Origin of the sequence: Bradyrhizobium sp. BRP22, assembly GCF_020194175.1 — a bacterium.
GTDB lineage: Bacteria > Pseudomonadota > Alphaproteobacteria > Rhizobiales > Xanthobacteraceae > Bradyrhizobium.
Genome location: NZ_JADYVX010000067.1, coordinates 1 through 14,051, shown reverse-complemented (window position 1 = coordinate 14,051; position 14,051 = coordinate 1). Strand labels below are relative to the sequence as shown.

Annotated in this window: 14 protein-coding genes and 1 pseudogene; 7 read left to right on the top strand and 8 right to left on the bottom strand. The window is 63.2% G+C overall.

Annotated features, from left to right (window positions below; genetic code table 11):
* Positions 1-242: hypothetical protein (locus I6F35_RS38480; RefSeq protein ID WP_225122802.1), on the bottom strand; the 242-nt coding region annotated here is incomplete at its 3' end.
* 15 nt (positions 243-257) lie between these two features.
* On the opposite strand from I6F35_RS38480, the gene I6F35_RS38475 reads away from it, so the two are divergent.
* The 4 genes from I6F35_RS38475 (at position 258) to I6F35_RS38460 (ending at position 5,245) form a co-directional block, all read left to right on the top strand.
* Positions 258-743, top strand: a complete 486-nt coding sequence (locus I6F35_RS38475; RefSeq protein ID WP_225122801.1) for a (2Fe-2S)-binding protein — start codon at positions 258-260, stop codon at positions 741-743.
* 85 nt (positions 744-828) lie between these two features.
* Positions 829-3,168, top strand: coding sequence for a xanthine dehydrogenase family protein molybdopterin-binding subunit (locus I6F35_RS38470; RefSeq protein ID WP_225122800.1), 2,340 nt, complete (start codon positions 829-831; stop codon positions 3,166-3,168).
* Between the two features lie 12 nt (positions 3,169-3,180).
* Complete coding sequence (locus I6F35_RS38465) at positions 3,181-3,981, top strand: xanthine dehydrogenase family protein subunit M (RefSeq protein WP_225122799.1); 801 nt, start codon at positions 3,181-3,183, stop codon at positions 3,979-3,981.
* A 151-nt stretch (positions 3,982-4,132) separates the two neighbouring features.
* Complete coding sequence (locus I6F35_RS38460; protein ID WP_225122798.1) at positions 4,133-5,245, top strand: CaiB/BaiF CoA-transferase family protein; 1,113 nt, start codon at positions 4,133-4,135, stop codon at positions 5,243-5,245.
* Positions 5,246-5,347: 102 nt separating this feature from the next.
* Here the strand turns inward: I6F35_RS38460 and hppD are convergent, their stop codons facing one another.
* Positions 5,348-6,463 (bottom strand): 4-hydroxyphenylpyruvate dioxygenase, encoded by a 1,116-nt coding sequence (gene hppD / locus I6F35_RS38455; protein WP_225122797.1) that lies wholly within the window; start codon positions 6,461-6,463, stop codon positions 5,348-5,350.
* Positions 6,464-6,586: 123 nt separating this feature from the next.
* Between hppD and I6F35_RS38450 the strand changes: the two genes are divergently transcribed.
* Positions 6,587-7,063 carry an Lrp/AsnC family transcriptional regulator gene (locus I6F35_RS38450; RefSeq protein WP_225122796.1) on the top strand — a complete coding sequence of 159 codons (477 nt, stop codon included), beginning with the start codon at positions 6,587-6,589 and terminating at the stop codon, positions 7,061-7,063.
* An 85-nt stretch (positions 7,064-7,148) separates the two neighbouring features.
* Entirely contained in the window at positions 7,149-7,460 is a 312-nt protein-coding gene (locus I6F35_RS38445) for a DUF1272 domain-containing protein (RefSeq protein ID WP_225122795.1), read from the top strand.
* A 106-nt stretch (positions 7,461-7,566) separates the two neighbouring features.
* Here the strand turns inward: I6F35_RS38445 and fahA are convergent, their stop codons facing one another.
* The 5 genes from fahA to I6F35_RS38420 form a co-directional block, all read right to left on the bottom strand.
* Positions 7,567-8,838 (bottom strand): fumarylacetoacetase, encoded by a 1,272-nt coding sequence (gene fahA / locus I6F35_RS38440; RefSeq protein WP_225122794.1) that lies wholly within the window; start codon positions 8,836-8,838, stop codon positions 7,567-7,569.
* Positions 8,839-8,985: 147 nt separating this feature from the next.
* Entirely contained in the window at positions 8,986-10,332 is a 1,347-nt protein-coding gene (hmgA, locus tag I6F35_RS38435; RefSeq protein WP_225122793.1) for a homogentisate 1,2-dioxygenase, read from the bottom strand.
* 2 nt (positions 10,333-10,334) lie between these two features.
* The gene (locus I6F35_RS38430) at positions 10,335-11,291 is read right to left on the bottom strand and encodes an MBL fold metallo-hydrolase (RefSeq protein WP_225122792.1); all 957 of its coding nucleotides are present in this window, start codon (positions 11,289-11,291) and stop codon (positions 10,335-10,337) included.
* 12 nt (positions 11,292-11,303) lie between these two features.
* Positions 11,304-11,531, bottom strand: a complete 228-nt coding sequence (locus tag I6F35_RS38425) for a DUF2783 domain-containing protein (protein WP_225122791.1) — start codon at positions 11,529-11,531, stop codon at positions 11,304-11,306.
* An 8-nt stretch (positions 11,532-11,539) separates the two neighbouring features.
* Complete coding sequence (locus I6F35_RS38420; protein ID WP_225122790.1) at positions 11,540-13,153, bottom strand: FAD-dependent oxidoreductase; 1,614 nt, start codon at positions 13,151-13,153, stop codon at positions 11,540-11,542.
* 217 nt (positions 13,154-13,370) lie between these two features.
* On the opposite strand from I6F35_RS38420, the gene I6F35_RS38415 reads away from it, so the two are divergent.
* Complete coding sequence (locus I6F35_RS38415; protein ID WP_225122803.1) at positions 13,371-13,820, top strand: MarR family transcriptional regulator; 450 nt, start codon at positions 13,371-13,373, stop codon at positions 13,818-13,820.
* Between the two features lie 142 nt (positions 13,821-13,962).
* Here I6F35_RS38415 and I6F35_RS38410 read toward each other — a convergent pair.
* A pseudogene (locus I6F35_RS38410) lies at positions 13,963-14,051 on the bottom strand (IS5/IS1182 family transposase); the annotation flags it as partial.

The window sequence follows — 14,051 nt, the reverse complement described above, 5'->3', positions numbered from 1 at the left end:
GTCCCACCCCAACCCCCGTCTTCATTCTGAAAACAAGCGGCGCCCGGAAAGCGTTGCCCGGACCCGTCGCGCAAAATTAGGGCACAATGGATAAGAGCTAGTAAATTCGGCAGACATTTCGGAGAGGTTGTGAAGCCTCCTTCCGGCACCCACATCGCGATGTCATGGCCGTGACAAAGGTAGCCAAAATCCTTGTTGCCAAGTTCCTCGCCGCTGTTTCTAATTGGAATAATTAAAAGCATCCGGAGGAACGACGCGTGTCTACAGTCAAGCTGACGGTAAACGGCAAAGCGGTATCCGTCGACGTCGAGGACCGAACCCTCCTCGTCCATCTCCTGCGCGAAAACCTGAACCTGACCGGCACCCATGTCGGCTGCGATACGAGCCAGTGCGGCGCCTGTGTCGTCCATATTGACGGGCGAGCGGTGAAATCCTGCACCGTGCTGGCAGGCCAGGCGGCGGGCTCGAGCGTCACCACCATCGAAGGCATCGCCAAAGGCGACGAGTTGCACCCGATGCAGGCGGCGTTCCGGGACAACCACGGCCTGCAATGCGGCTACTGCACGCCGGGGATGATCATGTCGGCGATCGATATCGTCCACCGCTATGGCGGGGAGCTCGACGAGGCGACTGTCCGCCACGAGCTGGAAGGCAATATCTGCCGCTGCACCGGCTACCACAACATCGTCAAGGCGGTCCTGGACGCCGCCGGCCGCATGAAGGTCGCGCAGGCGGCGGAATAGCCGCTGCGGTCATCGTCTCTTCGTCAAACGCCGGGCTTCGATGGAAGCGGCGGGACATCACATCTCCGGTCGGGAGGATTTCACAATGGGCATCGAAGGCATTGGCGCAAGCGTCGTCCGCAAGGAAGACCGCCGTTTCATCACCGGCAAGGGTCGGTACGTCGACGACATCAAACTGGTGGGCATGACTTATGCCCATTTCATCCGCAGCCCGCACGCCCACGCCAAGGTGAAGAGCATCGATTCAGCGGAAGCCTTGCAAAAGCCCGGTGTGATCGCCGTGCTCACCGGGCAGCAGCTCGTCGACGACAAGGTGGGCAACCTGATCTGCGGCTGGGCCATCACCTCGAAGGACGGCTCGCCGATGAAGATGGGCGCGTGGCCGGCGATGGCGCCGGAGACCGTGCGCTTCGTCGGGCAGGCGGTTGCAGTCGTGATCGCCGAGACCAAGAACCAGGCCCGCGACGCCGCGGAAGCCGTGGTGGTCGAGTATGAAGAGCTGCCGGTGGTGCCCGATATCAAGGCCGCGCTCAAGCCGGGCGCGCCGCAACTGCACCCGGAAGCGCCGGGCAACGTGGTCTATGACTGGCATCTCGGCGACGAGGCCGCGGTCAAGGACGCCTTCAGCAAGGCCGCGAATGTGGTGACGCTGGAGCTCACCAACAACCGCCTGGTGCCGAACGCGATGGAGCCGCGCTCGGCAATTGCGCAATATGACGAGGCGGAGGAGCATTTCACGCTCTACACGACCTCGCAGAACCCGCACGTCGCCCGTCTCGTGCTGTCGGCCTTCTATAACATCGCGCCCGAGCACAAGCTCCGCGTGATCGCGCCCGACGTTGGCGGCGGCTTCGGCTCCAAGATCTACATCTACCCCGAGGAGATGGTGGCGCTGTGGGCCTCCAAGAAGACCGGCCGCCCGGTGAAGTGGACCGGCGACCGCTCCGAGGCTTTCCTCACCGATGCACATGGCCGCGACCATGTCTCGAAGGCCGAGATGGCGTTCGACAAGGACAACAAGATCCTTGCTCTCCGCGTGAAGACCTACGCCAATTTCGGCGCCTACATGTCGCTGTTCTCCTCGGCGGTGCCGACCTATCTCTATGCGACGCTGCTGTCAGGACAATATGTCATCCCCTCGATCTATGCGGAGGTGATGGGCGTCTATACCAACACCACGCCGGTCGACGCCTATCGCGGCGCGGGCCGTCCGGAGGCGAGCTATCTGCTCGAGCGGATGATGGAGACCGCGGCGCGGCAATTGAAGGTCGATCCGACGGAACTGCGGAAGAAGAATTTCATCACCCAGTTCCCATACCAAACGCCTGTCATCATGACCTATGACACCGGCGACTTCCATGCCTCGATCAACGCCGCGATGAAAGCGATCGACTACGAAGGCTTCCCGGCACGCAAGGCGAAGGCCAAAGCCGACGGCAAGCTGCGCGGCATCGGTGTCTCCTGCTACATCGAAGCCTGCGGGATTGCGCCGTCAAAGGCGGTTGGCAGCCTCGGTGCCGGCGTCGGGCTCTGGGAATCGGCTGAAATCCGCGTCAATCCGGTCGGCACCATCGAAGTGCTGACCGGTACGCATAGCCACGGCCAGAGCCACGAGACCACCTTCTGCCAGATCATCGCCGAGCGCCTCGGAGTTCCCATCAGCCAAGTCTCGATCGTCCATGGCGATACTGACAAGGTGCAGTTCGGCATGGGTACCTACGGCTCGCGCTCGATCGCGGTCGGTGGCGCGGCCATCGTGAAGGCGATGGAAAAGGTCGAGGCCAAGGCCAAGAAGATCGCAGCGCACGCGCTGGAAGCTTCCGAGAACGACATCGTGATCGAGAACGGCGAGTTCAAGGTCACCGGCACCGACAAGTCGATCGCGCTGCCGATGGTCGCGCTCGCGGCCTATACCGCGCACAATCTGCCTGACGGCATGGAGCCGGGGTTGAAGGAGACGGCATTCTACGATCCCACCAACTTCACCTTCCCGGCCGGCGCCTATATCTGCGAACTGGAAGTCGATCCGACGACCGGCAAGACCTCATTCGTCAACTTCGTTGCGGCGGATGACTTTGGACGGCTGATCAATCCGATGGTCGTCGCCGGCCAGGTCCATGGCGGACTGGCCCAGGGCATCGGCCAGGCGCTGCTCGAGGGCGCGGTTTACGACAGCAACGGCCAGCCGGTCACGGCATCCTTCATGGACTACACCATGCCGCGCGCCGACGATCTGCCGTCGTTCCAGATCTCGCACACCACGACGCTATGTCCGGGCAATCCGCTCGGCGTCAAGGGTTGCGGCGAGGCCGGCGCTATCGGCGCATCCGCCGCCGTGATCAATGCGATCACGGATGCGATCGGCAACAACAAGTTGGAGATGCCGGCGACACCCGATCGCGTCTGGCATGCCGTTCACGGTTGAGAGGAGCGCATCATGTACGAGACCACCTATCATCGCGCTTCATCGGTCGACGAAGCCGCAGCCCTGTTCGCCAAAGGTGAGGAGCCGAAATATCTCGCTGGCGGCCACACGCTGATCCCCGTGATGAAGCAGCGGCTCGCCTCGCCGTCTGACGTCATCGACCTCGGCAAGATCAAGGAACTGATCGGCGTGGAAGCGACCGCCGACACGCTGACGATCAAGGCGGCGACGCCGCATCATGACGTGGCGCAGAGCAGCGCGGCGCAAAAGGCGATCCCTGCGGTCGCCTATCTCGCCTCGCTGATCGGCGACCCCGCTGTGCGCCATCGCGGCACGATCGGTGGCTCGCTCGCCAACAACGATCCCGCCGCCGATTACCCGGCCGCAGTGCTGGGACTCGGGGCCACGATCAAGACCAACAAGCGCGCAATCGCGGCAGACGATTTCTTCCAGGGCCTGTTTTCGACTGCGCTGGAAGACGGCGAGATCATCACAGCCGTGTCCTTCCCGATTCCGGCCAAGGCGGGCTATGCCAAATTCCCGCATCCTGCCTCGCGCTTTGCGCTGACCGGCGTGTTCGTCGCCACGACCAAATCCGGTGACGTGCGCGTCGCAGCAACCGGCGCGTCGCAAAGCGGCGTCATGCGCGTTGGCGCGGTCGAGGCGGCGCTGAAGGCGAACTGGTCGGCAGCCGCGCTCGACAGCCTGCAAATTCCGTCCGCCGGATTGCTCAGCGACATCCACGGCTCCGCCGACTACCGCGCCAACCTCATCAAGGTGATGGCGCAGCGCGCGGTGACGGCGGCGGGCTGATCCAGAACATCCTACCCTCCATCCATGCAAACGGCGCGCAGCGATGCGCGCCGTTCCATTTTCGGCGAAGGTCTTTCCGAAAAAGCGCTTGCCAGATCGGACAGATCGCCCGACAATTTAGCTAATCGCCTAATTAAAAACGGATGGAAACGTGCTCGACAAACCCGCTCCCCAATCCGCTGTCCGCGCCTCCGGCCCGCTCGCCGGCTTTCGCATCGTCGAATTCGCCGGCATCGGTCCGGGGCCATTCGCCTGCATGATGCTGGCAGATATGGGCGCCGAGGTCATCACCCTTGACCGCGTCGGCGCCGGCAAGAATCTCAAGGGCGTTTCGACGCGCGGGCGCAAGGTCGTCGAACTCGACCTCAAGGACAAGACTGCGGTCGCGCAGGTGCTCGACCTTCTCGCCAATGCCGATGCACTGATCGAGGGCTTTCGTCCCGGCGTGATGGAGCGGCTTGGCCTCGGGCCCGACGTCGTGCTCGCGCGCAACCCCAAGCTGGTCTATGGCCGCATGACCGGCTGGGGCCAGCAAGGCCCGCTCGCGAACGCGGCAGGCCACGACATCAACTACATCTCGATCACCGGCGCACTGGCCGCGATCGGCACCAAAGAGAAGCCGGTGCCGCCGCTCAACCTCGTCGGCGATTTCGGTGGCGGCGCGCTCTACCTCGTGGTCGGCGTGCTCGCTGCGCTGCTGGAGGCATCGAGATCCGGCAAGGGCCAGGTGGTCGATACTGCAATGTGCGACGGCGCGGCCTCGCTGATGTCGATGTTCTTTGATCTCGCCGCCAACGGCCGCTGGGTGGAGGGACGCGACCAGAATATGCTCGACGGCGGCGCGCATTTCTACGGCGTCTACGAATGCGCTTGCGGCCATTTCATCTCGATCGGTTCGATCGAACCGCAATTCTACGCGCTGCTGCGCAAGCACGCCGGCCTCAGCGGGGCCGAGTTCGACGCCCAGATGGACCGCAAGGCCTGGCCGGCGCTGAAGCAGAAGCTCACCGAGATATTCAAGAGCAAGACGCGCGAGGAGTGGTGCAAGATCATGGAAGGCACCGACATCTGCTTCGCGCCGATCCTGACCATGGCGGAAGCCCCGAAACATCCGCACATGGCTGCGCGCGAAGTGTTCGTCGAGCGTCATGGCGTGACGCAGCCGGCGCCCGCGCCACGCTTCTCGCGGACGCCATCGGCGATCAGGGATGCGGTAACCGCCGATCTCGGCGATGTCCTGAGCGCCTGGAAGGCCCGCGAATAGCTCCACACTCGTCATTGCGAGGAGCGAAAGCGACGAAGCAATCCACGCCCACAAGCGGAACGAGGGATTGCTTCACTGCGCTCGCAATGACGGCTTGCGAATTTACGCCGCGTCATCCACCTTCAGCACGCCGCGGCGGATCTGGTCTTCCTCGATCGATTCGAACAAAGCCTTGAAATTGCCTTCGCCGAATCCGTCGTCGCCCTTGCGCTGGATGAATTCGAAGAAGATCGGCCCGATCGCATTGGCCGAGAAGATCTGCAGCAGCACCTTGGTCTGGCCGCCATCGACCACGCCCTCGCCATCGATCAGGATGCCATTCTTCTGCAGCCGTGTGACCTCCTCGCCATGCCCGGGCAGGCGCCTGTCGATCTTCTCGAAATAGGTGTCGGGCGGTGACGGCATGAACGGCAGGCCGGCCTCGCGCAGCATCTCGATGGTCCGATGGATGTCGCCCGCGCCGCAGGCGATGTGCTGGATGCCTTCGCCGCGATAGACGTTCAGATATTCCTCGATCTGCCCGGAATCTCCCGCGTCCTCGTTGATCGGGATCCGGATCTTGCCGTCCGGACTGGTCAACGCCCGCGAGAACAAGCCGGAGGCGCGCCCCTCGATGTCGAAGAAGCGGATCTGGCGGAAGTTGAACAGCGTTGCGTAGAAGCCGGTCCAGACATCCATGCGGCCGCGATGGACGTTGTGGGTGAGGTGATCGATGTAATAGAGTCCCGAGCCTGCAGGCCTCGGGTCTTTTTCGGCCAGCCATTCGAATTCGAGATCATAGGCCGAGCCCTTCGCGCCGTAGCGATCGACCAGATAGAGCAGGCTGCCGCCGATACCCTTGATCGCAGGAACGTCGAGCGTCTTCTGCGCGGCAATGTCGGCTGGCTCCGCGCCGAGCGACAGCGCGCGCTCATAGGCACGCCTGGCATCGACCACGCGGAATGCCATCGACGGCGCGCACGGCCCATGCGCCGCGACGAAGTCATGGCCATGCGTGCCTGGCTCCTCATTGACGAGATAGTTGATGTCGCCCTGGCGATAGACAGTGATCTTCTTCGTCTTGTGACGGGCGACCGGCACATAGCCCATCAGCTTGAACAGGCGGTGCAATTCTTCCGGATTCGGATGAGCATATTCGACGAACTCGAAACCATCCGTGCCCATTGGATTGTCGGCCGTGATCTCGGCCGGCGGCGCATCGTGCGGAAACGGACCCATTGCGATTCCTCCCTGGACCTGGGTTGACCAAATTTCGGCCGCCGGGGCCGCAAGGTGTATGCAAAATGACGCGCGATAGGCTATCATTATGCACAATCCGTGCATCACAGCGGCAGATGGCGCATGATCCAGTTGGATACGTTCGATCTCAAGATCCTGGCCGCGCTGCAGGACGATGGCCGCCTGACCAACCAGCAGCTCGCCGATCTCATCGGTCTGTCGGCCTCGCAATGCTCGCGGCGGCGGATGCGGCTGGAGGAGGAGAAGGTGATCTCGGGCTATCACGCCGACCTCGCCGGCGAGGCTCTCGGCTTCGAGCTGATCGCCTTCATCCAGATCACGCTGGCGACGCACTCTCCCGACAATGCGAAGAAATTCCGCGAGCTGGTCAGCCGCGTCGACGCGATCCAGGAGGCCTATTCCTTGACCGGGGACGCCGACTATCTCCTGAAGGCGGTGCTGCGCGACCTCAAGAGCCTGTCCGACATCGTCAACAATGTGCTGATGCCGCACCAGAGCGTTGCCCATGTGCGCTCCTCGATCGTGCTGGACAGGCTGAAGGAGAGCGCGAAACTTCCGCTGAAGACGCTAGGCAAATAGTGTGGCGCAAATCGAGGGAATTCCGTCATTCGAATTTCGAAGCGACTTTGCGATGATGTGTTTCGCTTCATCCTGAGAGATGGCCATGGCGCTGCAACTGCGACCGAACTGCGAATATTGCGACAAGAATCTGCCGCCGAACGCCACGGACGCGATGATCTGCTCTTACGAATGCACCTTCTGTGCCGATTGCGTGGAGCATAAACTATTCAACGTCTGCCCGAACTGCGGCGGCGGCTTCGCGCCGCGGCCGATCAGGCCGTCGCAGGAATGGCGCACGGGCGTGTGTGCAGCGAAGCAAACGCCGTCGGAGAAGCGGGTGCATTTGAAGTACGGCCTGGATGACATCGCCGCACATTCAGCAAGACTGCGCGACATTCCGCCGGAACAGCGCTGAAGCTGCCAACATCGTCATTGCGAGCAAAGCGAAGTAATCCATCTCTCCGCGCGCGCGAGGAGAGATGGATTGCTTCGTCGCTTCGCTCCTCGCAATGACGGCGAGGTTATTCCGCCGGCAGAATCTTCCCCTCCACCTCGCCAAACCCAACACGGTAGCCGTCGCCCTGGCACCAGCCGCGCATGACGAGCGAATCGCCGTCTTCGAGGAAGGAGCGCTTGACGCCGCCGGCGAGTTCAACCGGTTCGGTGCCGTTCCAGCTTAGCTCCAAGAGACTGCCGCGCTGGTCTTTCTCCGGGCCGGAGATGGTGCCGCTGCCCAAGAGATCGCCGACATTCATGGCGCAACCGGAGGAGGCGTGGTGCACCAATTGCTGCACCGAAGACCAGTACATGTATTTGAAATTGGTGCGGCAGATCCGTGCCGGCTCGTTCATCCCTGAGGCACGCAGGGCAACGTCGAGCGTCAGATCGTAATTGTTCGGCCGGGTCTGGCGCAAATAAGGGAGCGGCATCGGCTCCTGTGTCGGCCCTTGCAGGCGGAACGGCTCCAGCGCCTCGCGCGTGACCACCCACGGGCTGATCGAGGTCGCAAAGGCCTTGGCCTGAAATGGACCGAGCGGAACATACTCCCATTGCTGGATGTCGCGGGCGCTCCAGTCGTTGAGGATCACGAAGCCGAAGATCATCTCTTCGGCCTGCCTCTCGTTGAGCATCTCACCCATTGCCGACGGCTGGCCGACCACGACACCCATCTCGAGCTCGAAATCGAGCCGCTTGCACGGACCGAAGCTCGGCACCTCCACGCCTGGCGGCTTCAACTGGCCGCGCGGCCGGCGTACCTTCGTGCCGCTGACGACGACCGTCGAGGCGCGGCCATTATAGCCGATCGGCATGTACAGCCAGTTCGGCTGCAGCGCATTGTCCTTGCCACGGAACATGACGCCGACATTGGTGGCGTGCTCCCTCGACGAATAGAAGTCGGTGTAGCCTGCGACCATGATCGGCAGATGTAGCTTCACGTCGGCCATCGGTACCAGCGCGCGCCGGCGCAGGCGTTCATTGTCGCGCAGCTCGGGATGGTCGTGACGCAGCAATTCGCTGATGCGGGCGCGGGTGCGCGACCAGACCGCTGGACCGAGCGACATGAACGGGTTGAGCGAGGACGCGGCGAACACCGCGGGCTCGACCACATCGATGCGGCAGTCTTGTGCCAACTGCCAGAGATCGAGCACGTAGTCGCCGATCGCCACGCCGATGCGCGGAGCAAGACCGTCCTTGGCCGAGAACACCCCGTAGGGGAGATTCTGGATCGGGAAATCGGACGCGGGATCGACGTCGATGAAGGAGCGGAGCTTTGGATCGTTGGGGTGAGACATGATTTCCTGCCGAATGTTTCGACGCGCTATCCTTCGTCATTCCGGGATGCGCCGCAAGGCGCAGGCCCGGAATCCATTTGGCCGCAGGAGCCGGTGGAGGAATGGATTCCGAGCTCGCGACTTCGTCGCGCCCCGGAATGACAGGAGTCAGGGCCTGCTTGGATCGAACCGCTTCTCCAGTCCCTTCCAGCAATCGGCATAGTCGTCCTGCAGCGTCGCCGACTTCGCCGCGAATTCGGTGACGCGCTGCGGGAAGCGGGTCTCGAACATGAAGGCCATGGTGCCCGTGAGCTTCACCGGCTTCAACTCGCTGTTCCTGGCGTGATCGAAGGCCTCGCGGTCGGGGCCGTGCGGCAGCATGCAGTTGTGAAGCGAGATGCCGCCGGGGACGAAGCCCTGCGGCTTGGCATCGTAGACGCCGTAGATCAGGCCCATGAATTCCGACATGATGTTCATATGATACCATGGCGGACGGAACGTGTTCTCCGCCACCATCCAGCGCTCCGGGAAGATGACGAAGTCGATATTCGCGGTGCCGGCGGTCTCCGACGGCGAGGTCAGGACCGTGAAGATCGATGGGTCGGGATGATCGAACGCGATCGCGCCGACCGGCGAGAAGGTGCGCAGATCGTATTTGTACGGCGCATAGTTGCCGTGCCAGGCGACCACGTCGATCGGCGAATGCGGCAGCGTCGTCTTCCAGAGCGAGCCACCCCATTTGACGTAGAGCTCGGTCGGCGTGTCCTTGTCTTCGTAGCTAGCCACCGGCGTCAGGAAGTCGCGCGAATTGGCCAGGCAATTGGCGCCGATCGGGCCGCGCTCCGGCAGCGTGAAGGCGCCGCCATAGTTCTCGCAGAGATAGCCGCGCGCGGGGCCGTTCGGAATCTCGGCGCGGAATTTCACGCCGCGCGGAATCACCACGATCTCGCCCGGCTCGGCATCGATGCGGCCGAACTCGGTGACGAGGCGCAGATTGCCCTCCTGCAGCACGAACATCATCTCGCCATCGGCATTGTAGAAATGCTGGTCCACCATCGATTTGGTGATCAGATAGACATGCGCTGCCATGCCGGCCTGCGTGTTGGCGTCGCCGGCCGTGGTCATGGTCTGCACGCCCTGCAGGAAGGTCTGCTCCTGCTGCGGGATCAGCGCCGGATTCCAGCGGAGCTGCGCGATCGGCATCTCGTATTCGTGGCAGGGGGCGGTGCGCCACAGCCCGGCATCGACTTTTGCAAACCGCCCGGAATGCTTCACCGACGGGCGAATACGGTAGAGCCAGGAGCGCTCGTTGGCGCCGCGCGGCGCGGTGAAGGGCGAGCCGGAGAGCTGCTCGGCATAGAGCCCGTAGGCGCAGCGCTGCGGCGAGTTGCGGCCGACCGGCAGCGCGCGCGGCAGGGCCTCGGTCTCGAAACTGTTGCCGAAGCCGGACATGTAACCCGGCGTGATTTGCGCGGAGCTTTTCGCGATCGTATCGGGCGAGGTGTTGATGTTCATGGTCATCCTCCTCCTTGCAAAGCGGCCCACATTTCGCGGTCGCGCTTGTCGGTCCAGATCACGGGATCGTCTATTCCGGACGCCTCGTCATAGGCGCGCGAGACGTTGAACGGCAGGCAGTGCTCGTAGATCGCGAAGGTCGAGAATTTCGGGTCCATCACCTCGCGCGTCGCCGCCATCGTCTCCTTCAGCGTGCGCCCTTTTGCCACCGACGCCTCGGCTGCGCCGTAAAGCGTCGTGACGAAGTCGCGCGTCATCGCGATCGCCTCGCGCACCGTGGCAACGCCGTTCAGTGCGTCGCCACGTCCGGGCGCGACCGCCTTGGGATTGAAGGCGCGGATCTCGTTCAGCGTCATCGGCCACTCGCGCAAATGCGCATCGCCGCAATAGCAGGCCGAGTGATATTCGATGAGGTCGCCGGAGAACATCACTTCCGCATCCGGCACCCAGGCGACGATGTCGCCGGAGGTATGGCCGGCGCCAAGCTGCATCAGCCGCACCTCGCGCTTGCCGAGATAGATCGACATCTCGCCCTCGAAGGTGAGCGTCGGCCAGGTCAGGCCGGGAATGCTCTGCGCATCCTGGAACAGGCGCGGGAAACGGCCATACTCCGAATCCCAATCCTGCTGGCCGCGCTCCTCGATCAGGCGGTAGGTCTCCTGCGAGGCGACGATGCCCTGCGCCTTGTAGGCAGAGGCCCCGAGCACTCGCACGGCGTGATAATGCGACAGCACGACATATTTGATCGGCTTGTCGGTCACGGTGCGCACGCGCTCGATCACCTTGTTCGCCATTGCCGGCGTCGCTTGCGCGTCGAACACCAGGCAGCCATCATCACCGACGATGACGGCGGTGTTCGGATCGCCCTCGGCGGTGAAGGCGTAGAGATCGCTGCCGATCTCGGAGAAGGTGATCTTCTTCTCCGCGAGATCCGTGGTGGACGCAAAGCCTTTGGCCATCGGGTGTCCTCGTTATTGCTGCTGCTGTTGTTGCTGCTGGTTCGCCTCCAGCATCCGCCGCTTGGCGAGCGCGATCGCCTCGCGCAGCACGTCGATGTCGCCGATATGATTGGCGAGCACGAGCACCAGCGCGGCGTCGAGATCGGCGCTTTGGGCCTCCGTCAGGCCGCGATGCGCCTCGACGATGGCGCGGAAGGCGTCGTCGGGTTTTGCAAAGTTCGAGCTGGTCGACAGCGTCATGGCAAACCTCAGTTGAAGCCTGACGCCCGCGCCAGCGCTGCTTCAAGCAGCGGCCGCGACGGGTGACGGAAGCGCGCGGCGACATAGCCATCGGGCCGCAGCAGATAGGCGGAGCCGGGCTCGGCGTCATAACGTTTGCCAACGAGACCTGCGGCATCCGCAAAACCATCATCGCCACCGATGCGGATGGTCTTGATGCCGTCGGGCACATCCACTGCTGCGCCATTACCGAACTCCAGCAGCGTGAATCCCGTTCCTCCTCCACTGAAAGCATCGGTCAGGAACAGCGAGCGGCCGTCGCGCGCGGCGATCGGCGCATCAGGCATCGAGGCCCCGGGACGCGGCCCGCCGCGCCAGATGTCGCCATCCGGCGTCGACAGCGGCGTCTCGTAGATCGAGGGCGTCGACAGCCGGCCACCATTGACCATGCGCTTGCCGAATTCGGTTTCCTTGGCGAGCGCCAGCGCCGCATGACGCAGCCGCGCCTCCTGCCGCGAGGCAGGCGCCATGAAATCGGTCGAGCGGGTGGATTCGCGGATGTTCTCGTCCGCCGCGGCGCTGCGCTCGACATGATAGCTCTCGAGCAGCGATTCCGGCGAAATCCCGCGCAGCACGCGCTCGAGCTTCCACGACAGATTCTCGGCGTCCTCGAGTCCGGAATTGGCGCCGCGCGCACCGAACGGCGAGACCCGGTGCGCGGCATCGCCGGCAAAGATCACGCGGCCGTGGATGAACTTGTCCATCCGCCGGCATTGGAATTTGTAGAGCGAAATCCACTCGAACTCGAACTTGTCATGCCCGAGCATGCGCGCGATCCGCGGCCGCACATTCTCCGGCTTCTTTTCGTGGACGGGGTCCGCGTCCGGATGGAGCTGCAGATCGATGCGCCAGACATCGTCGGGCTGCTTGTGCAGGAGCGCCGAGCGTCCGGCATGGAACGGCGGATCAAACCAGAACCAGCGCTCGGTCGGGAACGCCGCGGTCATCTTGACGTCGGCGATCAGGAACTGATCCTCGAACACCTGGCCGGAGAATTCCGCGCCGACCATGCCGCGCAGGGACGAGCGCGCACCATCGCAGGCGATCACGAAGGCCGCGTGGATCCTGTAGGCGCCCTCGGGCGTCTCGATCGTCAACGCGACGCCATCATTGCGGCTCTCCAGGCCAACCACCTTGTTGCGCCAACGCAGGTCGATTGCGGGAAGTTCGCGCACGCGATCGACGAGATAAGCCTCGGCGTAGAATTGCTGCAGGTTGATGAAGGCCGGCCGCTTGTGGCCGTCCTCCGGCAGCAGGTTGAACTGGTAGAGCTGGGAGTCGCCGTGAAAAATCCTGCCGACGCTCCACACCACGCCCTTCTCGACCATGCGCTCGCCGACGCCGAGCCGGTCCCAGAATTCCAGCGAGCGTTTCGAGAAGCAGATCGCGCGCGAGCCTTCGCCGATCCGGTCGGCGTCATCGAGCAGCACCACGGGCTGCCCGCGCTGGGCGAGATCGATCGCAAGGGACAATCCCACCGGGCCGGCGCCGACGATGACGACAGGATATTCAGCCGTGTCGGCTGCCGCCCGATCCTGGTCGGGATGCCTCAGATAGCCGAACTGGGTTCTGGCTTGCACCATCCACTCAAACCCTTGTCGCTTCCTCGGGGCCCTGTTAAATTAGTCTCATGTGCAACGATCTTAAACCCCCAGACGGTGCTGCCGTCAACTCCCCAGCGGAGGCATTTTGACGAAATCGGTTTCGAGCGAAGATGTGGCGGCGACGCGATCCGAACTGGATTCGGCCGCAGCGCAGGACGACGCGGCGATCAAGAACAGGCTCGACCTCTTCCATTTCATGCCGTTTCGCCTGAACCGGTTGGCGGCGGAGGTGAGTTCGGCGCTTTCCGCCGAGTATCAGGCGCGCTACGGGCTCGACATTCCCTCATGGCGCGTGCTGGCAACGCTCGGTTTCCGCCGCGATGCTTGCAGCGCACAATACATCGCCGATTGCACGCGGACGCATAAGTCCACCATCAGCCGTGCCGTCACTGCGCTGATGGAACGGCAGATCATCGAACGCGTCGAGAATGCCGACGATCGCCGCGAATTCCGCCTGCAACTCACCCGCAAGGGCAAGGCGCTGTATGAGGAACTGATCCCGCGCCTGCTCCGGCGAGAGCAGGAGATTTTTTCATGTCTGTCCGCGCAGGAGCGACGACAGCTCGGAAAACTGCTCGGCAAGATCGAGCACAGCCTTGAGCTGGTGCAGACCAGCGAAGAAGCGGACGCCAAGGAAGCGTATTAGCACGCGCCGCTGTCAGACCCTCATGGTGAGGAGGCGCGCCAGCGCGCCGTCTCGAACCATGAGGCCCGCGCCCGTGGCCTCATCCTTCGAGACGCGCGTTTCGCGCTCCTCAGAGCCTGACTCAAAAAAGCGTAAGACGTCTTCAAGGTCTGGCCAGGCGGCGAATTAGGAGCCTCAGATGGGCGATGAGCAGCCATGCGAGCTCAGTGGCAGCAGAGCCTTCGAAGTCTT

Excerpts from the sequence above, each read along its gene's own strand:
- I6F35_RS38445 (WP_225122795.1), top strand. The coding sequence starts at position 7,149 with ATGGCGCTGCAACTGCGACCGAACTGCGAATATTGCGACAAGAATCTG.
- I6F35_RS38430 (WP_225122792.1), bottom strand. The coding sequence starts at position 11,291 with ATGGCCAAAGGCTTTGCGTCCACCACGGATCTCGCGGAGAAGAAGATC.
- I6F35_RS38450 (WP_225122796.1), top strand. The coding sequence starts at position 6,587 with ATGATCCAGTTGGATACGTTCGATCTCAAGATCCTGGCCGCGCTGCAG.
- hmgA (WP_225122793.1), bottom strand. The coding sequence starts at position 10,332 with ATGAACATCAACACCTCGCCCGATACGATCGCGAAAAGCTCCGCGCAA.
- I6F35_RS38470 (WP_225122800.1), top strand. The coding sequence starts at position 829 with ATGGGCATCGAAGGCATTGGCGCAAGCGTCGTCCGCAAGGAAGACCGC.
- I6F35_RS38465 (WP_225122799.1), top strand. The coding sequence starts at position 3,181 with ATGTACGAGACCACCTATCATCGCGCTTCATCGGTCGACGAAGCCGCA.
- fahA (WP_225122794.1), bottom strand. The coding sequence starts at position 8,838 with ATGTCTCACCCCAACGATCCAAAGCTCCGCTCCTTCATCGACGTCGAT.
- I6F35_RS38425 (WP_225122791.1), bottom strand. The coding sequence starts at position 11,531 with ATGACGCTGTCGACCAGCTCGAACTTTGCAAAACCCGACGACGCCTTC.
- I6F35_RS38420 (WP_225122790.1), bottom strand. The coding sequence starts at position 13,153 with ATGGTGCAAGCCAGAACCCAGTTCGGCTATCTGAGGCATCCCGACCAG.
- hppD (WP_225122797.1), bottom strand. The coding sequence starts at position 6,463 with ATGGGTCCGTTTCCGCACGATGCGCCGCCGGCCGAGATCACGGCCGAC.
- I6F35_RS38415 (WP_225122803.1), top strand. The coding sequence starts at position 13,371 with ATGCCGTTTCGCCTGAACCGGTTGGCGGCGGAGGTGAGTTCGGCGCTT.